Genomic DNA, 22,549 nt, shown 5'->3' with positions numbered 1-22,549 from the left:
CAGCAGGATCAGCGCTTGGGCAGCGTCTTGATCACCTTGTCCAGGACGCCGTTGACAAACTTGTGGCTGTCATCGGCGGCGAAAGCTTTGGCCAGCTCGATCGCTTCGTTGATCACCACGCGCGGCGGCACATCTTCACGACGGGTCAGCTCGTAGGTCGCCAGACGCAGGATCGCCTTGTCCACCATGTCCACTTCTTCCAGCGGACGGGAGAGGAAAGGCGCGAACACCTTGTCCAGCTCGTTGCAGTGGACCGCAACCCCGAACAGCAGATCGCGGAAATAGTTCAGGTCCACACCCTTGGTGTCCTGATCGATCTTGAACTGCTCTTCGATGTCGCCCACGTTGGCCTGGGTCATCTGCCACTGGTAGATGGCCTGGGTGGCGCAATGGCGGGCCTTACGGCGCTCGGACGGTTTCAATGCATTTCTCCTCGTTACACGTCCAGTTGTTTCAGGACGTTGATCATTTCGAGCGCGCTCAGTGCAGCCTCTGCACCCTTGTTACCCGCCTTGGTACCGGCGCGTTCGATGGCTTGTTCAATGTTTTCGGTGGTCAGCACGCCGAAGGCAACGGGAATGTCGTATTCCATCATCACCTGGGCCAGACCCTTGCCGTTCTCGCTCGCTACCAGTTCGAAGTGGTAGGTACCGCCGCGGATGACGGTGCCGAGTGCGACGATGGCGTCGTATTGACCGCTCTTGGCCAGCTTCTTGGCCGCCAGGGGAATTTCGACGGCCCCCGGTACGCGCACCAGGGTCAGATTGCTCTCCTGGACCTGACCTTGACGCTTCAGCACGTCCAGCGCGCCGTTCACCAGGCTGTCATTGATGAAGCTGTTGAAACGGGCAACGACAATAGCAACACGCGCCTCGGGAGCGGCGATATTTCCTTCGATAATCTTCATTGGAAATCCTGTCTCTGTGCAATCAATTAGGGGCCGGGCTCAAAAGTGCACGCATTCTAGCACAACAGAGCCGCGACAAAAAACCATGGCCGCAACGGGCGGCCATGGTGATGAATTCAACCGTACGCAGCGCTTACTCGCCGACGTACTCCACCACTTCCAGACCAAAGCCACCGAGGGCATGGTACTTCTTGGGAGAGCTCAATAGGCGCATCTTGCCGACCCCCAGCGCCTTGAGGATCTGGGAACCGACGCCGACCCGGCGCGAGGTGCCCTGCCACTTGGCCCCTTCCGGCGCCAGCCCCTTGTCGGCGGCTTCAAAACCCTTGACCCTGGCCAGCAGCTCGGCGCCATGGGCTTCCGCCCCCAGGATCACCAGCACCCCGCCCTCGTCGGCGATGCGGGCCATGGATTTGGGCAGCGGCCAGCTGCGGGCGCTGTGGCGGTCGGTGAGCAGCAGATCGCTCAGCACGTCGTGCAGGTGCACCCGTACCAGGGTCGGCTGGTCGGCCTTCACGTCCCCTTTCTTCAGGGCGAAGTGGACCTGGTTGTCGATGGTGTCGCGGAAGGTGACGAGGTCGAACTCGCCGTATTCGGTGGGCAACTTGCACTCGGCCACCTTCTCTACCGTGGTCTCGTGCTGGTTGCGGTATTCGATAAGGTCGGCAATGGTGCCGAGCTTGATGCCGTGCTGCTCGGCGAAGATCTCGAGATCCGGGCGCCGGGCCATGGTGCCGTCTTCGTTGAGGATCTCGACGATGACGGAGGCAGGCTCGAAGCCGGCCAGCCGGGCCAGATCGCAGCCCGCTTCGGTGTGGCCGGCGCGGGTCAACACACCGCCATCCTGCGCCATCAGCGGGAAGATGTGGCCGGGCTGCACCAGATCGGCGGCCTTGGCATGGGGCGCCACCGCAGCCTGCACGGTGACGGCGCGGTCGGCGGCGGAGATGCCGGTGGTCACCCCTTCCGCCGCCTCGATGGAGACGGTGAAGGCGGTGGAGAACTGGGCATTGTTGCGATCGACCATCAGCGGCAGCGCCAGCTGCTTGCAGCGATCCCGGGTCAGGGTCAGGCAGATGAGGCCTCGACCGTAGCGCGCCATGAAGTTGATGTCTTCCGGGCGGACACAGGAGGCGGCCATGATCAGGTCCCCTTCGTTCTCCCTGTCTTCGTCATCCATCAGGATCACCATCTTGCCAGCCTTGATATCGGCAATGATTTCCTGGGTCGTGCTCAGCGCCATGGGCTACTCCATCAACATGCTTGGGGATTGAGCCAGTCGGCTCGACTTGATACTGCGTATTGTGCTCTAGATGGGGGCACGCGGCCCCGTTTCAATCCGCGCGGGATCACAGAACCGCGTTTTCCCGTCAAAACGGCTCACAAGAATCCGGACTGGGCCAGCTTCTCCAGGGTCAGGGTAGAGGCATTGCTCTGCTCGCGCTTGTCCGTCATCAGCCGCTCCAGATAGCGGGCTATCTGGTCCACCTCGAGGTTGACCCGGTAGCCGGGTTTCCAGCGGGCGATGGTGGTCTCCTGGGCGGTGTGGGGCACGATGGTCAGCCGGAAGAGATCCCCCTGCACGGCGTTGACGGTGAGGCTGATGCCATCCACTGCAATGGAGCCCTTCTCGGCGATGTAGCGGGAGAGCTCCCCCGGCGCCTTGATCCAGTATTCGATGGCGCGGCCGCTGGACGATTTGCTCTTCACCTCGCCGATGCCGTCCACGTGGCCGGAGACCAGGTGGCCGCCGAGGCGGGAAGTGGGCATCAACGCCTTCTCGAGGTTGACCGGATCCCCCACCTTGGCGGCAGAAAAACCGGTGCGGGAGAGGGTTTCCAGGGAGACGTCGGCGGTATAGCTGTGATCCCCGAGCGCCACCACGGTGAGGCAGACGCCGTTGGTGGCGATGGAGTCGCCCAGCTTGACGTCACTGAAGTCCAGGGTAGGCGCGTGCACGGTGAGGGCCATGTCCTCCCCCTGGCGACGCAGCTCGGCCAGGGTTCCCACCGCTTCGATAATTCCGGTAAACATGCAGATCACCTTGCTGATGACGGGGGCGACGGATGCCCCCGTGAACATTGAAAAATCAGGCTATTTTCGCAGTGATGCGAATATCCTGGCCAAGCATGCGCACATCCTTGAGGTTGAGTTTGGGGGCCTGGAACAGCCGGGTCAGCCCCGGCAGATGGAACAGGCCGCGCCCCTCATCCCCCATCAGTTTGGGCGCCTGATAGAGCACCAGCTCGTCCACCAGCCCCTTCTCCAGCAGGGCGCCGCACAGCCGTGGCCCCGCCTCCACCAGTACCGAGTTGACGTTCTGTTTGGCCAGCAGCATGAAGAGGCTGACCAGATCCAGCTTGCCATCCAGCAGCGGCACCTCCAGCTGCTGCACCCAGGCGGGCCACTCACCGGATGCCTTGTGGCGGGCCAGCAGTACCGGGCTCTCGCTCTGGAACAGGGGCAGATCCGGGGTGAGCCGGTTTTGCGAATCCACGATGACCCGCAGTGGCTGGCGCAGGGTCTCTTTGGGATAGACCGCCTTGACCGAGGGGGGCAGCTCGTCCCAGCGCACGGTGAGGGAGGCGCCATCTGCCAGCACGGTCTCGGCGCTGGAGAGGACCGCATCGTGACGTGCCCGCAGCCGCTGCACGTCCCGGCGCGCCTCCGGAGAGGTGATCCACTGGCTCTCGCCACTCGCCATGGCGGTGCGACCATCCAGGCTCGCCCCCAGCTTGACCGTCACCAGCGGAAACGCGGTGCGCATCCGCTTGAAGAAACCGGGGTTGAGGGCCTCGGCTTCCGCGGCCAGCAGGCCGAAATCGGTCTTGATCCCCGCCTCGGAGAGCATCCGCAGGCCACGCCCGCCCACCTGGGGATTGGGATCCACCATGGCGGCGACCACCCGGGTCACCCCGGCCTTGATGAGCGCCTCGGCGCAGGGGGGCGTGCGACCATGATGGGAGCAGGGCTCCAGGGTCACATAGGCGGTGGCACCGCGGGCCTCTTCCCCTGCCGCGTGCAGAGCATAGACCTCGGCATGGGGCTCACCGGCCCGCTTGTGCCAGCCCTCCCCCACCACCACGCCGGCCTTCACCAGCACGGCGCCGACGCAGGGGTTGGGGGCCGTGGTATAACGGCCGCGCCGGGCCAGTTCGAGGGCCCGGCTCATCCATTGGTAATCGTCTTGACTAAACATCCGGGCTCCTGTGTCCAGCAACCTGTCCCCCGTGGCACGGCCATCCGATGGGACAAGAAAATAGGGTGTACGCGCTTGCCGCACGCCTTCTCGGGCAGATCGGCCATGGCATCTGACGCCATGGCGACGGGCACACACATCGCAGGATGCGGCCGCACGCCCTCATACTTTTTCACCAGTGCAACGATGCACTATCTGGATGTCTCACTGGTGTAACAACTGGCGCTGCCGCAACGGCAGCCCCTCTCTTGTTCACATAGGGAGCCGCAGGCCGGCGTTACTTCTCCAGCTTGGCGATCTCTTCCCCGAATTCGCGAATGTCTTCAAAGCTGCGGTAGACGGAGGCAAAGCGGATGTAGGCCACCTTGTCCAGGCTCTTGAGCTCATCCATCACCAGATTGCCCACCAATTGGGAGGCGACTTCACGCTCGCCGGTGGCCCGCAGGCGGGACTTGATGTGGTTGACCGCCTTCTCGATGGCCTCCATGCTCACCGGCCGCTTCTCCAGCGCCCGCAGAATGCCGGCCCGCAGTTTGTCTTCGTTGAAGGGCTCGCGGGAGCCGTTGGACTTGATGACGCGGGGCATGACCAGTTCGGCCATTTCGAAGGTAGTAAAACGCTCGTGACAGAGCAGGCATTCGCGACGGCGGCGCACCTGATGGCCCTCGGCCACCAGACGGGAATCGATCACCTTGGTATCAACGGCACTACAGAAAGGGCAATGCATCTGACCTCCGGCGTGGATGAAAATGGGCGCGGGCCCCGGGGGCTGGCGCTAGGCCGGCCAGTGTAACACGGCCATCCAGAACCGGTAAAAGCCCATGAAAACAAGGGACAACCAGCCAGACCTTCGGGCAGGACTCAGTCGTCATAGGGCAACGCCTCGGGGTCGCAATCCTGGTAATCGGGGGAAGGATCCGCCGCGAACCGGCGAGCAGCCACATGGCTGTGACCCAGCATCAGCGCCTTGCCCACCCGGTGCATGCCATCCATCACCCGGCCGGAGCTGTCCAGCAGGATGGGATAGGCGAGATCCGCCGCCATCATGAGCTGGCAATGCGACACCACGCTGCGCACCGTGGGCGTGGCGTCGCCATGGCCGTACCAGTGGTCGCGGTCAAGCTCGGCAATCTCGCCGAGTGCCACCGCCTGCACCGGCAGGTTGCGGCTCAGCCGGATCAAGCGGCGCACATCCCAGGCCAGCAGCCCCTGTTCGCTGGCGCGAAAGTGATACTGGGCGCGAACCGTCTGCCGCAGTGACGCCTCCAGCGCGTCCTCTTCCATGTCATTGCACATGGTCACCTCTGTCTCATCTTGCCAGGCGCTGCAAAAAACAATGCCACCCGAGGGTGGCATTGGTCTTCAACCTGAAGGTCAGGCTGATTATGCGTAGACCGGGAAGCGGCGGCAGATGTCCAGCACCTTCTCGCGCACGGTCGCCAGCACTTCTTCGTTGTCGTGGCTGTCCAGCACGTCGCAGATCCAGTTGGCCAACTGGATGGACTCGGCTTCCTTGAAGCCGCGACGGGTGATGGCCGGGGTGCCGATGCGCACGCCGGAGGTCACGAACGGGGAACGCGGGTCGTTCGGTACCGAGTTCTTGTTGACGGTGATGTTGGCCTTGCCGAGGGCTGCATCGGCATCTTTGCCGGTCAGCTCGCGACCGATCAGGTCAACCAGCATCAGATGGTTGTCGGTGCCGCCGGAGACGATCTTGTAGCCGCGCTCGATAAAGGTCGCCGCCATGGCCTTGGCGTTCTTCACGACCTGGGCCTGGTAGGTCTTGAACTCGGGCTCCAGCGCTTCCTTGAAGGCCACGGCCTTGCCGGCGATGACGTGCATCAGCGGGCCGCCCTGACCACCCGGGAAGACGGCGGAGTTCAGCTTCTTGTACAGATCTTCGTCGTCCGCGGCGGAGAGGATCAGACCACCGCGCGGACCGGCCAGGGTCTTGTGGGTGGTGGAGGTGACCACGTGAGCGTGGGGCACCGGGTTCGGGTAGACGCCAGCGGCAATCAGACCGGCCACGTGGGCCATATCCACGAACAGGTAAGCACCGATCTTGTCGGCGATTTCGCGCATGCGGGCCCAGTCGACGATGCCGGAGTAGGCGGAGAAGCCGCCGATCATCATCTTCGGCTTGTGCTCAACGGCCAGGCGCTCCATCTCGTCGTAGTCGATCTTGCCGGACTCGTCGATGCCGTAGGGGATGATGTTGTACAGCTTGCCGGAGAAGTTGACGGGGGAGCCGTGGGTCAGGTGACCGCCGTGGGCCAGGTTCATGCCGAGCACGGTGTCGCCCGGTTGCAGCAGGGCCATGTAGACGGCGCTGTTGGCCTGGGAGCCGGAGTGCGGCTGCACGTTGGCGTAGGTGGCACCAAACAGCTCTTTGGCGCGCTCGATGGCCAGGGTTTCAACCACATCCACATACTCGCAACCGCCGTAGTAACGCTTGGCCGGGTAGCCTTCGGCGTACTTGTTGGTCAACTGGGAGCCCTGGGCTTCCATGACGCGGGGGCTGGTGTAGTTCTCGGACGCAATCAGCTCGATGTGCTCTTCCTGACGACGGGTCTCGTCTGTGATGGCCTGCCACAGCTCTGGATCATAGCCGGCGATGGTCATGTCACGTTTCAACATCCGTTTATCTCCTGAAAATCGTTTGCGCGATAGGTGAAGTGGGCCCGCGCATTGTAACGTGAGCTGGATCAAAGAGACAGTCCAACCACCCAAAAAATTGTTTATAAAATGTAAAATACGTCGCAAATTTCGAATCCCGCCCCCTGGCTTCGCTCATCCCCCCGACCTCCCCACACCCGCAATCCGGCTCCAGCCATCTCCCCCGCTTCCCGGGCAAGGCGATAGAAACCAGAGCCAGATCATGGATATAGCATTTACTAACAGATAACATCTTTAGGCCATGGGACATCTGCACGAGCGGGTGTCGCTCCCTGCCATCCCGGAACACAAGGGGAAACGCCATGATGGATCATCTGATGCTGTTCGTGATTGTCGCGGTCTTCGCTCTCTTCTACTGGGTCTACTACACCGCCAGCCGCAAGGGTGCCTGCACCGCCAACTGGGAGACACTTCCCACCCGGGAGCAGTACCTGGCGGCCCATCCCGGCGCCGCCGACGGGGATCTCATTTTCTGCATCCATTGCGGTCATCATCAGCAGCGGGAGGTCGGCCTGGTGCACCAGATGGATTACCGCCGCCAGCACATCTGCCCCCGTTGCAAGCAGGTGCTCTATCGCGTCGAGGAGTAGGTCGGCCTCCTCGTCGCCCACGGCGATCCCGCAATAGCGACCCCCTCTCCTGGCGCTATCCGGCCAAAAGGCCCCATGAGTTTCCTTTATTTTTAAAGTCGTTAGAATCGGGGGCCATCAAGGCTCCCGATTGTCATCCACGGAGGAAAAATGCAGGAATTCATGGCGACCAGCGAACGCCGGGCCGAGCTTTACTGGTGGTTTTCCACCCTGTTTGCTGCCGAACTCAGTGATGCGCAGATCGCTGAATACGACACCTATGACGTGCGCAGCTTCTTGAAGAGCCTCTCTACTCTCGACCCCATGCGCGAAGCCGTGGCCGAGCTCAACGACGCCATCGCCCGCCTGCTGGTGCGCCCCGAGCGCCAGACGGCGCTGGCCGCCGACTTTGCAGGCCTGTTCCTGAGCGCTCCCGGGCAGGGTGCCCTGCCCTACGAATCCCTCTACCGGGGCGAAGGCAAGCAGCTGATGCAGGCCCCTATGACCGAGATGCAGGCACGCCTCGATCGCCTCGGCATCAATGTCAGCGACAAGTACAATGAGCCTGCCGATCATCTGGCCATCGAGCTGGATCTGATGGGCAGCCTCATCATCCGCGCCGCCGAGTCGACCACCGCCGACCAGCGCGAGGCGTGGCTTGGCGAGCAGGAGTCCCTGCTGCACGGTCACCTGCTGGGCTGGTTCGAGCGCTTCGAGCAGGCCTGCCGGGCCGCCGACAAGTTTGGCTTCTACGGTGCCAGTGCCCGCCTGCTGGGGGTGTTCCTCAAGATGGACGCCAACTACCTCTCCCTGGTCAAACCGGCACCGTCCGCCGACTGAGCCCGCCATGAAGACAGCCCTGCTTCTTATCGCATGCTGGCTGCTGGCCCTGATCCCGCTGGATCAGGGCGTCACTCCCCTCGTGACGCTGCTGTTCAACCCAGACCGAGCGCTCTACGGCACCGCCCAGCTCACCGGCTTTGCCGGCATCCTGCTGACCCTCTACCTCGCCAATCTCGGGGTGGAAGTGGTGCTGCGTCGCCGCTTCCAGATAGCGGGCATGCTGGCCCTGCTCGCCGCCTGGATAGATTTCATCAACAGCAGCGGCACCGAGAGCCACTGGCTGGTGCTCTACGCCATGGCGTTGCCGTTTCATCTGGTGGGCTGGCTGGTATTTGTTCGCGGGATCCAGGCGTTTGGCCGCCAGAAAGGCTGACATCTCGTTGATTTCACACCCTTCTCACACTTTCTTTCTCTCCTGACACTTCCTGCCATACTGCACAGTCGTCCTAATGACAAAGCAATCAATTCAGGAGCCTCCATGGAAAAAGTGCTGCCCGAATCGGTTCCGACACGGCATTTGTCAGGCCCGCTCTCTCCCTACGAGTTGCAACAGCTGTTCGCCCAGGCGCCCGTCGGGATTGGGGTCTTCGATCACGAATTCAGGTGTCGCGACGTCAACGGACGCTTTGCCGAACTGACCGGCCTCGCGCGGGCAGAGCACCCGGGCAAGACGCTGTTCGACATTGTCCCTGCCCAGACTCCCCAGCTGCTCCCGCTGTTTCAGCAACTGCGGCAAGGTCCCCCCCGATGCACATTTGAGGTGGAAATGGTCGGTCTCTCCCGCGCGGCCTCCCCGGCACGCTGGCAAGTGAGCATCAGCTCCGTGCTGGATGAGGACGGCTCCTTCAGCGGCATCTTCCTCGTGATGAGGGAATCCGCGCAGACAGGCCCCCACCTCGACGCACCCGCGTCACCCGGCCTGTAGGAGATGACCCACCGCCATGCACTGCGTCTCTATCAGGCCGAAGCCCGCTTGCAGCACCTCTCCTATTACGATCCCCTCACCGATCTCGGCAATCGCCATCTGCTGCAAGAGCGCCTCACTCTGGAGATAGAGACGGCCAGGGTGAACCGCCACGTCCTGGCGCTGCTGTTCATCGATCTCGACGGCTTCAAGCTCATCAACGACAACCTGGGGCACAGTGCCGGCGATCTGCTGCTCAAGCTGTCGGCAGACCGCATTCGCCACTGCCTGCGCCCCGGAGACATCGCCATCCGGCTGGGGGCAGACGAATTTCTGGTGTTGCTGCCCGCCATCAGAGACACCCAGGATCTACAGGGTCTCATCGAGGGGTTGCAACGCAGGCTGCACGATCCCGCCGACATCGCCCAGGAGCGGGTGAGGCTCTCCGCCAGCATCGGCGTCTCCCTCTATCCGGAGCATGGCCAGACCCCGGACAGCCTTATCAGCGCGGCGGACAACGCCATGCATGAAGCCAAGCGCCGTGGCCGCAACGGCTATCTGTTCCACTCCCCCGACATGACGACACAGACCAGGGAGCGGATGCTGCTGGAGCAGGGACTGCTCAAGGCCATTGAGCAGCAAGAGTTTCGCCTGCTCTACCAACCCATGACGGATCTGGCGGATGGTCATCTCAGCGGCCTGGAGGCTCTGATCCGCTGGCAGCATCCCAGCCTTGGCATGATATCCCCGGACCGTTTCATTCCGGTGGCAGAGGAGTGCGGTCTCATCGAACCGCTGGGCGAATGGGTGATGCGCACCGCCTGCCGGCAAGGGCAGCAGTGGCTGGCCGAAGGGCTCGCCGTGCCCCGGCTCTCGGTCAATGTGTCGGTCAGGGAGATGCGCTCCCACGACTACGTGGAGCGGGTGACAGCCATTCTGGCCGAGACCGGTTTTCCTGCCGAACGGCTGGAAATCGAGGTGACCGAGAGCATCATCCAGAGCGTGGATCACAGTCTGCGGCTCTTCACCCGTCTCAAGGCGCAGGGGGTGCAGATCGCCATCGACGACTTCGGCACCGGTTTCTCCTCCCTGAGCCTGCTCAGGAGCCTGCCCATCGATCGCATCAAGATAGACAGGGCCTTCGTCCAGGCGTTGCCCGACGACAAGCACAGCCGCGAGCTGTGCCGGACCATAGTCCAGCTGGCCAGTTCCCTCGGCATGGCCGTCACGGCGGAAGGGATAGAAACCCAGCCCCAGCGCCAGTTCCTGCAATCCCTGCGTTGCGAAGAGGGACAGGGCTACCTGTTCAGCCATCCCCTGCCAGAACCCAGCCTGCCTCCCCTGCTCCCCCTCCGCCATTGAGCCTTGGCCGCGCCACCACGCAAGCAAAGAAGGGAGCCCATGGCTCCCTTCTTTGCCCTCAACGTGTCCTCTCACCTGCAATCTTCGTCGCTATCCAAAAGTCTAATTGCCCTCGGGAACCAAAGGTATAAGTTGTTACTCAATCATTAAGAAAATGTATTCACAGGAGTGAGAGATGAGCGAGAGCAAGGTCTACCCGGTCAAGGCCCACATCGGCAACGGCGCCCTGCTGGACAAGGAAGGTTATGAAGCCATGTATCAGGCGTCGGTGCAGGATCCGGACGCCTTCTGGGGGGAGCAGGGCAAGATCCTCGACTGGATGACCCCCTACACCCGCGTCAAGAACACCTCCTACGATCCGGGCCACGTCTCCATCAAGTGGTATGAGGATGGTCTGCTCAACGTCTCGGCCAACTGCCTGGATCGTCATCTGAGCGAGCGCGGCGACAAAGTCGCCATCATCTGGGAAGGGGACAACCCGGCCGAAGATCGCAAGATCACCTATCGCGAACTGCACGCCGAAGTGTGCAAGTTTGCCAACGTGCTCAAAGCCCAGGGGGTCAAGCGTGGCCACATGGTCTGCCTTTATATGCCCATGGTGCCGGAGGCGGCCATCGCCATGCTGGCCTGTACCCGCATCGGGGCCGTGCACAGCATCGTCTTCGGCGGCTTCTCGCCGGAGGCGCTCTCGGGCCGCATCATCGACTCCGGCGCCTCCGTCGTCATCACCGCCGATGAGGGGTTGCGAGGCGGTCGCCCCATCCCCCTCAAGAAGAACGTGGATGAGGCCCTTACCCACCCGGATACCAAGGTCAGCAAGGTGATCGTCCTCAAGCGCACCGGTGGCAACGTGGCCTGGCACGAGCACAGAGACATCTGGTGGCATGATGCGGTCAACGCCGCCAGCCCGGATTGTCCGCCCGAAGCCATGGGCGCCGAAGATCCCCTGTTCGTGCTCTACACCTCCGGCTCCACCGGCAAACCCAAGGGTGTGCTGCACACCACGGGCGGCTATCTGGTCTATGCCGCCCTCACCTTCAAATACGTGTTCGACTACCACGAAGAGGACATCTACTGGTGTACCGCCGACGTGGGCTGGGTCACCGGTCACTCCTATCTGGTCTACGGGCCACTGGCCAACGGCGCCACCACCGTCATGTTCGAAGGGGTGCCCAATTACCCGGCCACCAACCGCATGAGCCAGGTGGTGGACAAACACCAGGTCACCATCCTCTATACCGCCCCCACCGCCATTCGCGCACTGATGGCCAAGGGCAAGGAGGCTGTCGAAGGCACTTCCCGCACCAGCCTGCGCATCATGGGGTCGGTGGGTGAACCCATCAACCCGGAAGCCTGGGAGTGGTACTACCGCACCATCGGCGACGAGCGCTGCCCCATCGTCGACACCTGGTGGCAGACCGAGACCGGCGGCATCCTCATCACTCCGCTGCCCGGCGTCACCGCGCTCAAGCCCGGCTCGGCCACTCGTCCCTTCTTCGGAGTACAGCCTGCTCTGGTGGACAACCTGGGTGAGCCGCTGGAAGGCGCCACCGAGGGCAACCTGGTGATCACCGACTCCTGGCCCGGCCAGATGCGTACCGTGTTCGGCGATCACGAGCGCTTCGAGCAGACCTACTTCTCCACCTTCCCGGGTCGCTACTTCACCGGCGACGGTGCCCGTCGCGACGAGGACGGCTACTACTGGATCACCGGCCGGGTGGATGATGTACTCAACGTCTCCGGCCACCGCATGGGCACCGCCGAAATCGAGTCCGCTCTGGTGGCCCATCCGAAGATCGCCGAAGCGGCGGTGGTGGGTGTTCCCCACGAGATCAAGGGACAGGGCATCTACGCCTATGTCACCCTGATCGCCGGGGAAGAGCCGAGCCGCGAGCTGCACAAGGAAGTGAAGGAGTGGGTGCGCAAGGAGATTGGCGCCATCGCGACCCCGGACGTGATCCACTGGGCCGAAGGGCTGCCCAAGACCCGATCCGGCAAGATCATGCGGCGTATCTTGCGCAAGATCGCCACCGGCGAAACCGACAGCCTGGGGGATATCTCCACCCTGGCGGATCCGGGGGTCGTGGACAAGCTGATCCGCGAGAAGTCGGAAGCGGCGTGAGTCTCTTCCCCACGTCAACAGAGCCGGCCACGTGCCCAATGCTGTTCACTTAAGCGGAGCCGCATTGCGATTTACCGGAAAACGGGTCTTTGATATCTTCACCGCCCTGGGTCTCGATGGCCTGGGGCGTTTTTCTATGAACATGACGCCTATGCAGCCCCGCAACTCCGCCAACCTCCGTGGCGTATGGGCTGGCGATAACGCGCCCGCCATCACTGCCATCTGGTTCGCGATGAACTGACAGGCAAACTTAAAGCTCACCTCATTGGGCGCTCGCTGATGGGCTACGGCGGCCTGGCTGGCCTCCCGCCTGACCAGATTGTATCCAAGCAGCAATCCCCACAGCTCCTGATAGACCAAGTCCACTTTCTTGCTTCTCAGCGTGATGGCGTTGTGCTGCATCGCGCTTTTGATATCCCGGTATCCCAGCTCGATTTCCCAGCGCTCGTGGTACAGGGTCGCCACCTGAGCTGCACTGAATCGCGCCACGGGCAGGGAGGTAAAGACCGTTTTCTCCTTGCCTGCCACCTCATAGGTCACTGCGCGAACTTGCCAGTGTGTCGGCAACGCCGGGTTTTTCTTGCTAGCCTGAGGCGAGACCGTCATTTGCAACAGACGGTCACCGTCGCCATAGCGCTCAAGTTCCGTGTATACCAGCCCCTTGCGTTCCGGGATGAGCCAGTGACGGTCGGTGTCTTCGGCCTGAATACGCAGCAACAGGTCGGCACCGAAGAAGCCTTTATCCAGCAGGGTCACTGACTTGTCCGGCAATGAGTGAATGAACTCGCTGGCCAGGGGGATTTCCCCTTTGCGGTACGGGCTGATGGCCGCGTTGGCAATGACATGCGAGCGGACATTCATGAGCGTGACCAACCGCAGCATCGGGTAGGGTGTCTGCCGGTTGGTTGAGGTGTTACCCGAGCCGAAATGTGCTCTGAGTTCAGGCATATCCTGGGTTCGGAACAGGGCCCCATCGATGGCAAAGACCTGTAAACCGTGCCAATGGTCTTCAGGATAACGTTCCCGCCCCCACACATCGGCGCACTGTTTGAACAGCCACTCGAGCGGCTGTTTGCCGAGTCGCTGACGGGCCTGAGACAGGGCACTGTCCGCGAGCAAGGCATCATTGGCCAACCCTTCTGCACAGATGTTGAGGCGCCGAGCGACCTCGGAGATGGGCTCATTGCGGAAAAAGGCCATCCCCACGACGAGCCACAAGACCATATCAGAAGGTAAGCGGCGTCGGCGGATAGTGGCCTTTTCAGACAAGGCGGCAGCGGCAGTAATCCATTCGTCGGGAATATGGTCGGCAAAAATGGCCAGCCGAGCCAGCATGTCGCCAGATGCCTCAACAACATCGTTCAGATCGTTTGCAATAGACATAAAAAATCCGGAACTAGTGATTGGTTCCGGATTGTCCTACAGCAGAAGGATCGGTCAATGGATCCTTAACTGATCAGCATTGCGGCCACGTGCCGGCTTTGTTGTCTTCGGGATCCGGACAGGGCAGAGTTCGGTGGCAGGCCGGGCTTGCGGGAAAAAAAGGCCAATAAATAGCCAGATGTAGAGATTAGACCAGTAAAATGCTGCTAATTTTCACGAAATCAATATAATTGCGAAATCTGTGTGTCAGGGCACACCGATTTGTGCAAAAATTGGCTAGATTTTTGGTAGTCCAAAGATAGCTGATAGATAGCAGCATAATCATCGAGGATGTACTCAATATGTCGCAACATCACCGAATCCTCCTGCTTAACGGCCCCAATCTGAATCTGCTGGGCAAGCGGGAACCGGGAATCTACGGCAGCAAGACGCTCGATGAGATCGTCGCCGATCTGACGCGCAGCGCCAGCGAACTCGGTGTTACCCTGGAACATCTGCAATCCAATGCCGAGCACGAGCTGATCGGCCGCATCCATCAGGCCATGGGCCAGGTGGATTTCATCATCATCAATCCCGCCGCCTTCACCCATACCAGCGTTGCCCTGCGCGATGCCCTGCTGGGTGTGGCCATCCCCTTTATCGAGGTTCACCTGTCAAACGTTCATGCCAGGGAGCCCTTCCGTCATCACTCCTATCTGTCTGATGTCGCCAAGGGGGTGATCTGCGGGTTGGGTGCCGATGGTTACCAATTCGCTTTAACCGCGGCCGTGCATCAGTTGCGCGCGGCTTGATAATCACTGATCAGATAAAGAAGAAAGAGAATGCTAATGGATATCCGCAAAATCAAGAAGCTGATTGAACTGGTTGAAGAGTCCGGCATCGCCGAGCTGGAAATCTCCGAAGGGGAAGAGTCCGTTCGCATCAGCCGTAATTTCTCCGGCCAGGTTAGCGTTGCCCCGCAGATGATCATGCCCCAGGCCGCAGCTCAGGTTGCCGCACCGGTTGCCGCTGCTCCGGCAGCAGCCGCTGCACCTGCTGCCGATGCCGCCCCGAGCGGTCATCTGATGCGCTCCCCCATGGTGGGCTCCTTCTACCGCTCCTCCAGCCCGGAAGCCAAGCCGTTCGTGGAAGTCGGTCAGCACGTCAATGTCGGCGACACCCTGTGCATCGTCGAAGCCATGAAAATGATGAACCAAATCGAGTCTGACAAGGCCGGCGTGATCAAAGCGATCCTGGTTGAAAATGGTCAGGCCGTCGAGTTTGACGAGCCGCTGTTCATCATCGAATAAGGGAAAATGCCACCCATGTTGGACAAAGTAGTCATCGCCAACCGCGGTGAAATTGCCCTGCGGATCCTGCGCGCCTGCAAAGAGCTCGGGATCAAGACAGTGGCCGTTCACTCCACTGCCGATCGGGAGCTCAAGCATGTGCTCCTGGCGGACGAAACCATCTGCATCGGCAAACCTGCCAGCGGTGAGTCCTACCTCAATGTGCCGGCCATCATCGCCGCCGCCGAGGTGACCGGTGCCGTCGCCATCCACCCGGGCTACGGCTTCCTCTCCGAGAATGCCGACTTCGCCGAAGTGGTCGAGAAATCCGGCTTCATCTTCATCGGCCCGCGTGCCGAGACCATTCGCCTGATGGGTGACAAGGTCTCCGCCATCGAGGCGATGAAGAAGGCGGGCGTGCCCTGCGTACCCGGCTCCGACGGCCCGGTGGACAACGATGCCAAGCGCAACGCCGCCATCGCCAAGCGGATCGGGTATCCGGTGATCATCAAGGCCGCCGGTGGCGGTGGTGGTCGCGGCATGCGCGTGGTGCGCAACGAGGCCGAACTGGCCTCCGCCATCGCGCTGACCAAATCCGAAGCGGGCCAGTTCTTCAAGAACGACATGGTCTACATGGAGAAGTACCTGGAGAATCCGCGCCACATCGAGATCCAGGTGCTGGCTGACGGTCAGGGTACCGCCCTCTATCTGGGTGAGCGGGACTGCTCCATGCAGCGCCGTCACCAGAAGGTCGTGGAAGAGGCGCCGGCCCCCGGCATCACCGAGGAGATGCGCAAGTTCATCGGTGAGCGCTGTGTGCGCGCCTGTCTCGAGATCGGCTACCGCGGTGCGGGTACCTTCGAGTTCCTGTACGAGAACGGCGAGTTCTATTTCATCGAGATGAACACCCGTATCCAGGTGGAACATCCGGTCACCGAGATGGTCACCGGCGTCGACCTCATCAAGGAGCAGCTGCGCATTGCCGCCGGTCAGCCCCTGTCGATCACCCAGCAGGACATCCGCATCCGTGGCCACGCCATCGAGTGCCGGATCAATGCCGAAGATCCGGCCACCTTCCTGCCCTCTCCCGGTCTCATCCAGCGCTTCCACGCGCCGGGCGGCCTGGGCGTGCGCTGGGAATCCCACATCTATGCGGGTTACAAGGTCCCCCCCTACTACGACTCCATGATCGGCAAGCTGATCTGCTACGGGGAGAACCGCGACGTGGCCATCGCCCGCATGCGTCACTCCCTCGACGAGCTGGTGGTGGAAGGGATCAAGACCAACATCGCCCTGCAAAAAGAGATCATGAAGGACGAAAACTTCCAGCACGGTGGCACTAACATCCACTACCTGCACAAGAAGTTGGGTCTGTAATGGCTTGAGACCCGACCCATTGAGCACGGTGGCAACACAGAACAGCCACTACCTGCACAAGAAGTTGGGTCTGTAATGGCTTGAGGCCCGGCCCATTGAGCACGGTGGCCGCATGAGCAGCCACTCCCTGCACAAGAAGTCGGGTCTGCAAAGACCCCTTTCATCGGGAAATTGCGCGATCCACCCGGATCGCCAACGTAAAAAAGGGCCATGGCGACATGGCCCTTTTTTGTTATTCTTGCGCCCCGCTCACTCGTCGGAGGCCACAGTGAACCGTTTCGCACTCGCCCGTCGGGAAGCAGCCTTCTGCCTGCTGCTGACCCTGCTCTACTTTGTCGCCTGGTATGGCTCGGCTTATTTCATCCCCGAGGATCTCGAGCTGTGGGACCTGCCCCTCTGGTTCCTGCTCAGTTGCATCCTGATGCCGCTGCTGTTCATCGGCCTCTGCGCCCTCATGGTGGATCGCCTGTTCGTCGATATTCCCCTGGATAGCGAGGTACCACCCCATGAATCTTGAGCTGATGCTGCCGCTCTGCATCTACCTGGTGCTGGTACTGGGGGTCGGTTTCTGGGCCAGTCGCCACCGGACCGGCGGCAACTTCATGCAGGAGTACTTCATCGGCAACCGCAGCATGGGGGGGCTGGTGCTCGCCATGACCCTGGTGGCCACTTATACCTCTGCATCGTCCTTCATCGGCGGGCCGGGAGCCGCCTACAAGGTCGGCCTCGGCTGGGTGTTGCTGGCGATGATCCAGCTGCCCACTGTCTGGCTCACCCTGGGGGTGCTTGGCAAGAAGTTCGCCATCATCGCCCGCCGGGTCAACGCGGTGACCATCAACGACATGCTGTGGGCCCGCTACCAGAGCAGGGCGGTGGTCGTGCTGGGCTCGGTCACCATCATCCTTGCCTTCATCGCCACCATGGTGGTGCAGTTCATCGGCGGCGCCCGCCTGCTGGAAACGGCGACCGGCCTCAGCTATCAGCAGGGACTCTTTCTGTTTGCCAGTTGCGTGCTGCTCTACACGGTGATCGGCGGCTTTCGCGCCGTGGTGATGACGGATGCCCTGCAGGGCATCGTCATGCTCATCGGCACTGGCGCCCTGCTGGCGGGCATCCTCATCGCCGGTGACGGGTTGCCGAATCTTGTCCACCAGCTCAAGGAGATAGAGCCCAAGCTGGTGAGCCCCCAGGGGGCCGGCGACATGCTGACCCAGCCCTTCATGCTGAGCTTCTGGGTGCTGGTCTGCATCGGGGTGGTGGGCTTGCCCCACTCGGCGCTGCGCTGCTTTGGCTACCGGGACAGCAAGGCGCTGCACCGGGGCATCCTCATCGGCACCATCGTCTGCGCCCTGCTGATGTTCGGCATGCACCTGGCCGGGGCACTGGGCCGCGCCATCCTGCCCGGCATGGACAGCCCGGACAAGATCATGCCCTCCCTGATGATGGAGGTGCTCCCCCCCTGGCTGGCGGGGGTCTTCCTGGCCGCCCCCATGGCGGCCATCATGTCCACCATCGACTCCCAGCTGATCCAGGCCTCCGCCACCCTGGTGAAAGATCTCTACCTCAATTACCTCAACCCCAGGCAGGAGAAGCTGGAGGTCCGGGTGCCGCGCCTCTCCCTGCTCTGCACCCTGATCCTGGGTACCCTGGTGCTGCTGGCGGCGCTCCAGCCCCCCGAGATGATCATCTGGCTCAACCTGCTCGCCTTCGGCGGCCTGCAGGCGGTCTTCCTCTGGCCCCTGGTGCTCGGCCTCTACTGGTCCAGGGCCAACGGCCCGGGAGCCCTGGCCAGCATGGTCTGCGGCATCCTCTGTTACGGCACCTTGAGCCAGTGGGGGATCAAGGTGGCCGGTCTGCACGCCATCGTCCCGAGCCTGGCCCTTGGCCTGGCGGCCTTTGTCCTGGTCAGCCTGCTCACTCCTGCCCCGGATCAGCGTGTCCGTCGATTGTTTGATCAAAATTAAGAAAAGGATCAATAAAGGAAGGCTCGCCTATTCCCAAATGGGGGCTCACGGGTAAAATGTGCGCCACGTCACAAATACCGTGCCCCCATGCCAGTCCAGAACGCCAGAAAGATCCTGACCCAGTCCCTGCAGCGCCTCGGCTATGCCCTGTTGCTGCCCGTCTCCATCCTGCCCCTGGCCGCCCTGCTCCACCGGCTCGGCCAGCCGGACGTGCTGGATCTCGCCGTGCTCTCCCTCGCCGGTCGCGCCCTGTTCAGCCAGATGCCGCTCATCTATGCGGTGGCCATCGCCTTCGGGTTGAGTCGCCAGGGGCAAGGAGCTCAGGCGCTCGCCGGTGCGGTCAACTTCCTGCTGCTGAGCTCGGCGCTGGGCACCCTGGTGCCCGGGCTGCATGCGGACATGATCTGCGGCCTGCTGGCCGGGCTCGTCACCGCCATGGTCTGCTCCCGGGCCCGCGCTCTGCGGCTGCCGGGCTGGTTGCGCCCCCTGCAGGAAGATCTGCCGGGCATGTTGCTCTCGGCGCTGGCCTGCCTGCTGCTGGTGATCCCCCTCTCCATCCTCTGGCCGCTGCTGGAACAGGGGCTCACCCTGCTCGCCTCCGATCTGCTCACCACGCCATTTGGCGCCTTCTGCTACGGCGTGCTGAACCGGCTGCTGATCCCCCTCGGTCTGCACCAGGTGCTGGGCAGCCTCATCGGGCTCGGGGAGAGCAACCTGCAAGCCCTCTCGACCGCCCAGCCACTGCATGAAGGCTATGTGGCCGGGCTCTATCCGGTCATCATGTTCGGCCTGCCCGGTGCCTGTTTTGCCATCTGGATCCATCGCCAGCGGATGCAGCAACTGCCCCAGGGAGGGCTGCTGCTCACCCTGGCGCTCACCTCGGCACTGGTGGGCATCACGGAGCCCATCGAGTTCCTGTTTGCCTTCACCGCTCCCTGGCTGTTTCTGGCCCATGCCCTGCTGACCGGGCTGTCGCTGGCCATCTGCAGCGGGCTCGACATCCAGGTGGGCAGCTACTTTTCCGCCGGATTGCTGGATCTGGTGCTGAGCTACCACGCCGGTCTGCACAGCTTCTGGCTTATCCCCCTGGGCATCCTCTTCTTCGTCGTCTATGCCCTGCTCTTCTCCCGGCTGCTGGAACACGCCCCCCTCAGTCTGCCGGGCAAACCCATGGCCGAGGATCTCTCTCGGCTCGCGACCGTGGCCCCCACCGATCCCCAGATGCTGGCTATCCAGTACCTCAAGATGCTGGGGGGCATGGACAACCTGCAGGCCATGAGCGTCTGCCTGACCCGCCTCAGCCTGCGGGTTCGCGACATGGCCCTGGTGGATCAATCCTGCCTGGCCAGACTGGGTTGCCTCTCCTGGATCGTGCTCAACGAACATCAGCTGGTGCTGGTGCTCGGCCCCCATGCCGGCCTCATCGAAGGGCAGATCCGCATGCTGGCGGAACGCCAGTCGGTCCCGCTCGGTCTCGAACCGGCTCAGGCTCCCCTTGGCCAGCACCAGTGATCAGGCGAAGGGAAGACGCTCGGCCACGAAGTCCATCAGGCTGCGAAGGGCGGGGGCCAGGTGTTCCCGGCTCGGGTAGATGAGATAGAAGGGGTTCACCGGGACCAGGAGATCCGGCAGCACCTTGAGCAGTCGCCCCGCCGCCAGATCGTCGCCGCAGACATGGGCCGGCAGCAGGGCAATCCCCCCGTCATGGAGTGCCAGCTCCCGCAGCGCCAGCAGGCTATTGCTCTGGCAGGCCCCGCGAGGGCGCCAGCCCCCTTCCTGCAATGGCCACACCGGCAAGGAGCCATGTACCAGGCAGGCGTGTCCGGCCAGCTCCGAGAGCTGGAGCGGCGTCCCGTTGGCCGCCAGGTAACCGGGAGATGCCACCAGATGGCGCGCCACCTGGCCGATGCGCCGGCAGATGAGGCTGGAATCTTTCAGCGGCGCCGCCCGCAGCGCCAGATCGTAACCTTCCCCCACCAGATCCAGCTGTTCATCGCAAAGGGTCAGCTCCAGCACCACCTCGGGGTAGAGGGCGCGAAATTCGGCCAGTATCCGGCCAAGCAGCAAGGTTCCCGTGGCTTCGGGAGCAGTGATCCGCACCCGCCCTCCAGGAGCCGCGCGCAACCGCGCCATCGCCAGATTGGCGCTGCGCGCCAGTGCCAGCAGCTCCTGACAATGGGCCACATAGACCTCCCCCTGGGGCGTCAGGCTGAGCCTGCGGGTGGTGCGTTGCAGCAACCTCACCCCGAGCCGGGATTCGAGGCGCGAGATCTTCTGGCTCACCGAGGACTTGGGCATGCCGAGCACCTCGGCCGCCCCGGTGAAGCTCCCCTGCTCCACCACGGTGGCGAACAGCCCCATCAACTCCAGTTCGACATTGTTCATATATTCAAACAGTCTTTACCAATTACCCATCTTAATCTTGATAATCATCCAGACTAGAGTGAGTGGCAATCCCGAACACTGCTATTTGAAAGGAAAAGCCATGAAAGCCATCGCCCTGACTCACTATCTGCCAAGCAACCACCCCCACTGCTTCATCGAGAGCGATCTGCCCGATCCGACACCGGGCCCGCGGGATCTGCTGGTACGGGTCAACGCCACCTCCATCAATCCGGTCGACACCAAGGTACGTGCCCCCAAGGACAAGGTCGAAAGCAACCCTCGCGTGCTGGGCTGGGACGCCGTGGGCGAGGTGATCGCCGTCGGTAGCGACGTCACCCTGTTCAAGGCCGGTGACAGGGTCTGGTATGCCGGCGACATCAGCCGCCCGGGCAGCAACAGCGCCCTGCAACTGGTGGACGAGCGCATTGCCGCCATCGCCCCAGTCACCCTGACCGATCTGGAAGCCGCCGCCCTGCCGCTCACCGCCATCACCGCCTGGGAAACCCTGTTCGAGCGCATGAGCCTTACCCGCGAAAGCACCGGGCGACTGCTGATCATCGGGGGCGCCGGCGGAGTCGGTTCCATCGCCATCCAGCTCGCCCGCCAGCTTACCGGCATGGAGGTGATCGCCACCGCATCGCGCCCCGAAACCCGGGAGTGGTGCCTGGACATGGGGGCACACCAGGTGGTGAGCCATCACCATCTGCAGGCGGAGCTCAAGGCGCTCGGCATCAGCGAGGTGGATGCCATCTTCTGCACCAACGCCACCGAGCAGCACTGGAACACCATGGCCAGCCTCATCCGTCCGTTTGGCCATATCTGCACCATCGCCGAGTCCAGTGAACCCTGGGATCTGGGTCTGCTCAAACCCAAGAGCGTCACCTTCAGCCAGGAGTTCATGTTTACCCGCTCCCTGTTCCAGACCCCGGACATGATAGAGCAGCACAACCTGCTCGGCCGGGTCGCGGCCCTGATCGATGAAGGGGTGCTCAAGACCACCCTCAGCAAGGTGGTGCCCGAACTGACGCCCCTCACCCTGGCCCGGGCTCATGCCGAGCTGGAAGCGGGTCGCATGGTGGGCAAGCTGGTGATCGACATGAGCGGTTTCCATCGCTGAGGCGCCGCCAGAGCGGGTATCGTCGTCCTGACTATTCCCTTGTAGGTAAATAAATGCACCATCATGGGGTGAAATCACCAGTGACAAGCCCCAAGAGTGCACAGCCCCGCAGGTAACCTTTGTCCCTGACGGGGCATCTCCCCCGAAAAAACCATAAAAAAGAGGCCATCCCGTCGGGATGGCCCTAAAAACCTGAACGTTGGGGTAACAATCACACACATATCCTTATGCAGGACATCTGTAACTTTGCAGATAGCGTGCCAATCTCTGCTTTTCCCCCCCAATTAACCGCTTTTCAGCGCACCGGCATAAAAAAAGCCACCCGAAGGTGGCTGAAAAAAGATGACGGAACTTCATAGAGCAAAGCATTCAGCGGGAACAAGTTGCTTCCCGTCACCCATGAAGGAATACATTAACCGTGCCAACTTGGCAGAGTTACCTCCCTTCCCCATGAGGCCATGGTCAAACCACGA

Annotated in this window: 22 protein-coding genes and 1 pseudogene; 13 read left to right on the top strand and 10 right to left on the bottom strand. The window is 62.2% G+C overall.

Translation table 11 applies throughout. The features are described from left to right. Positions 1-8: 8 nt before the first annotated feature. The 8 genes from nusB to glyA all read right to left on the bottom strand — a co-directional run bounded on the left by nusB (position 9) and on the right by glyA (position 6,743). The gene (nusB, locus tag C3F36_RS15970) at positions 9-422 is read right to left on the bottom strand and encodes a transcription antitermination factor NusB (RefSeq protein WP_010675390.1); all 414 of its coding nucleotides are present in this window, start codon (positions 420-422) and stop codon (positions 9-11) included. 14 nt (positions 423-436) lie between these two features. Beyond that, positions 437-907, bottom strand: a complete 471-nt coding sequence (ribH, locus tag C3F36_RS15965) for a 6,7-dimethyl-8-ribityllumazine synthase (protein ID WP_010675391.1) — start codon at positions 905-907, stop codon at positions 437-439. A 133-nt stretch (positions 908-1,040) separates the two neighbouring features. Then, positions 1,041-2,150: a bifunctional 3,4-dihydroxy-2-butanone-4-phosphate synthase/GTP cyclohydrolase II gene (gene ribBA, locus C3F36_RS15960; protein WP_039040299.1), complete on the bottom strand. Its 1,110-nt coding sequence runs from the start codon at positions 2,148-2,150 to the stop codon at positions 1,041-1,043. Between the two features lie 137 nt (positions 2,151-2,287). Next, positions 2,288-2,941, bottom strand: coding sequence for a riboflavin synthase (locus tag C3F36_RS15955; RefSeq protein WP_104456070.1), 654 nt, complete (start codon positions 2,939-2,941; stop codon positions 2,288-2,290). A gap of 55 nt (positions 2,942-2,996) precedes the next feature. Beyond that, entirely contained in the window at positions 2,997-4,106 is a 1,110-nt protein-coding gene (gene ribD, locus C3F36_RS15950; protein ID WP_039040300.1) for a bifunctional diaminohydroxyphosphoribosylaminopyrimidine deaminase/5-amino-6-(5-phosphoribosylamino)uracil reductase RibD, read from the bottom strand. A gap of 277 nt (positions 4,107-4,383) precedes the next feature. Beyond that, on the bottom strand, positions 4,384-4,833 hold the full coding sequence (gene nrdR, locus C3F36_RS15945) for a transcriptional regulator NrdR (protein WP_010675395.1): 450 nt from the start codon (positions 4,831-4,833) through the stop codon (positions 4,384-4,386). A 134-nt stretch (positions 4,834-4,967) separates the two neighbouring features. Continuing rightward, entirely contained in the window at positions 4,968-5,402 is a 435-nt protein-coding gene (locus C3F36_RS15940; protein ID WP_199769721.1) for a hypothetical protein, read from the bottom strand. Between the two features lie 87 nt (positions 5,403-5,489). After that, positions 5,490-6,743 carry a serine hydroxymethyltransferase gene (glyA, locus tag C3F36_RS15935; RefSeq protein WP_010675397.1) on the bottom strand — a complete coding sequence of 418 codons (1,254 nt, stop codon included), beginning with the start codon at positions 6,741-6,743 and terminating at the stop codon, positions 5,490-5,492. 341 nt (positions 6,744-7,084) lie between these two features. On the opposite strand from glyA, the gene C3F36_RS15925 reads away from it, so the two are divergent. From C3F36_RS15925 to acs, 6 genes and pseudogenes are all read left to right on the top strand, one after another. Further along, positions 7,085-7,372 (top strand): hypothetical protein, encoded by a 288-nt coding sequence (locus C3F36_RS15925; RefSeq protein WP_010675399.1) that lies wholly within the window; start codon positions 7,085-7,087, stop codon positions 7,370-7,372. Between the two features lie 150 nt (positions 7,373-7,522). Further along, entirely contained in the window at positions 7,523-8,191 is a 669-nt protein-coding gene (gene torD / locus C3F36_RS15920) for a molecular chaperone TorD (RefSeq protein ID WP_104452429.1), read from the top strand. A gap of 7 nt (positions 8,192-8,198) precedes the next feature. Then, the gene (locus C3F36_RS15915; RefSeq protein ID WP_104455431.1) at positions 8,199-8,567 is read left to right on the top strand and encodes a hypothetical protein; all 369 of its coding nucleotides are present in this window, start codon (positions 8,199-8,201) and stop codon (positions 8,565-8,567) included. A 105-nt stretch (positions 8,568-8,672) separates the two neighbouring features. Then, positions 8,673-9,119, top strand: a complete 447-nt coding sequence (locus C3F36_RS24185; protein WP_442778393.1) for a PAS domain-containing protein — start codon at positions 8,673-8,675, stop codon at positions 9,117-9,119. Positions 9,120-9,152: 33 nt separating this feature from the next. After that, a pseudogene (locus C3F36_RS15910) lies at positions 9,153-10,460 on the top strand (putative bifunctional diguanylate cyclase/phosphodiesterase); the annotation flags it as partial. 175 nt (positions 10,461-10,635) lie between these two features. Continuing rightward, entirely contained in the window at positions 10,636-12,582 is a 1,947-nt protein-coding gene (gene acs / locus C3F36_RS15905) for an acetate--CoA ligase (protein WP_039040306.1), read from the top strand. Positions 12,583-12,627: 45 nt separating this feature from the next. On the opposite strand, the gene C3F36_RS15900 is transcribed toward acs, so the two are convergent. Beyond that, positions 12,628-13,965, bottom strand: coding sequence for an IS4-like element ISAeme15 family transposase (locus C3F36_RS15900; protein ID WP_041205620.1), 1,338 nt, complete (start codon positions 13,963-13,965; stop codon positions 12,628-12,630). Between the two features lie 341 nt (positions 13,966-14,306). On the opposite strand from C3F36_RS15900, the gene aroQ reads away from it, so the two are divergent. The 6 genes from aroQ (at position 14,307) to C3F36_RS15870 (ending at position 20,086) form a co-directional block, all read left to right on the top strand. Continuing rightward, positions 14,307-14,756 carry a type II 3-dehydroquinate dehydratase gene (gene aroQ, locus C3F36_RS15895; RefSeq protein ID WP_039040307.1) on the top strand — a complete coding sequence of 150 codons (450 nt, stop codon included), beginning with the start codon at positions 14,307-14,309 and terminating at the stop codon, positions 14,754-14,756. A 36-nt stretch (positions 14,757-14,792) separates the two neighbouring features. After that, positions 14,793-15,254 carry an acetyl-CoA carboxylase biotin carboxyl carrier protein gene (gene accB, locus C3F36_RS15890; protein WP_010675405.1) on the top strand — a complete coding sequence of 154 codons (462 nt, stop codon included), beginning with the start codon at positions 14,793-14,795 and terminating at the stop codon, positions 15,252-15,254. A gap of 15 nt (positions 15,255-15,269) precedes the next feature. Continuing rightward, positions 15,270-16,610: an acetyl-CoA carboxylase biotin carboxylase subunit gene (gene accC, locus C3F36_RS15885; protein WP_039040308.1), complete on the top strand. Its 1,341-nt coding sequence runs from the start codon at positions 15,270-15,272 to the stop codon at positions 16,608-16,610. Between the two features lie 268 nt (positions 16,611-16,878). Beyond that, positions 16,879-17,127 carry a YhdT family protein gene (locus C3F36_RS15880; protein ID WP_039040309.1) on the top strand — a complete coding sequence of 83 codons (249 nt, stop codon included), beginning with the start codon at positions 16,879-16,881 and terminating at the stop codon, positions 17,125-17,127. Next, on the top strand, positions 17,117-18,574 hold the full coding sequence (gene panF / locus C3F36_RS15875) for a sodium/pantothenate symporter (protein ID WP_104455430.1): 1,458 nt from the start codon (positions 17,117-17,119) through the stop codon (positions 18,572-18,574). Before C3F36_RS15880 ends, panF begins: the two co-directional genes overlap by 11 nt. An 87-nt stretch (positions 18,575-18,661) precedes the next feature. Continuing rightward, the gene (locus C3F36_RS15870) at positions 18,662-20,086 is read left to right on the top strand and encodes a PTS transporter subunit EIIC (protein ID WP_104455429.1); all 1,425 of its coding nucleotides are present in this window, start codon (positions 18,662-18,664) and stop codon (positions 20,084-20,086) included. Here the strand turns inward: C3F36_RS15870 and C3F36_RS15865 are convergent, their stop codons facing one another. Further along, entirely contained in the window at positions 20,087-20,959 is an 873-nt protein-coding gene (locus C3F36_RS15865) for a LysR family transcriptional regulator (RefSeq protein WP_042014452.1), read from the bottom strand. A 100-nt stretch (positions 20,960-21,059) separates the two neighbouring features. On the opposite strand from C3F36_RS15865, the gene C3F36_RS15860 reads away from it, so the two are divergent. Then, the gene (locus C3F36_RS15860; RefSeq protein ID WP_104455428.1) at positions 21,060-22,076 is read left to right on the top strand and encodes a zinc-binding alcohol dehydrogenase family protein; all 1,017 of its coding nucleotides are present in this window, start codon (positions 21,060-21,062) and stop codon (positions 22,074-22,076) included. Positions 22,077-22,549 lie beyond the last annotated feature (473 nt).

The sequence above is a fragment of the Aeromonas sp. ASNIH2 genome (assembly GCF_002934795.1).
GTDB classification, from domain to species: domain Bacteria; phylum Pseudomonadota; class Gammaproteobacteria; order Enterobacterales; family Aeromonadaceae; genus Aeromonas; species Aeromonas caviae.
This window is presented reverse-complemented; position numbering and strand designations above follow the sequence as displayed.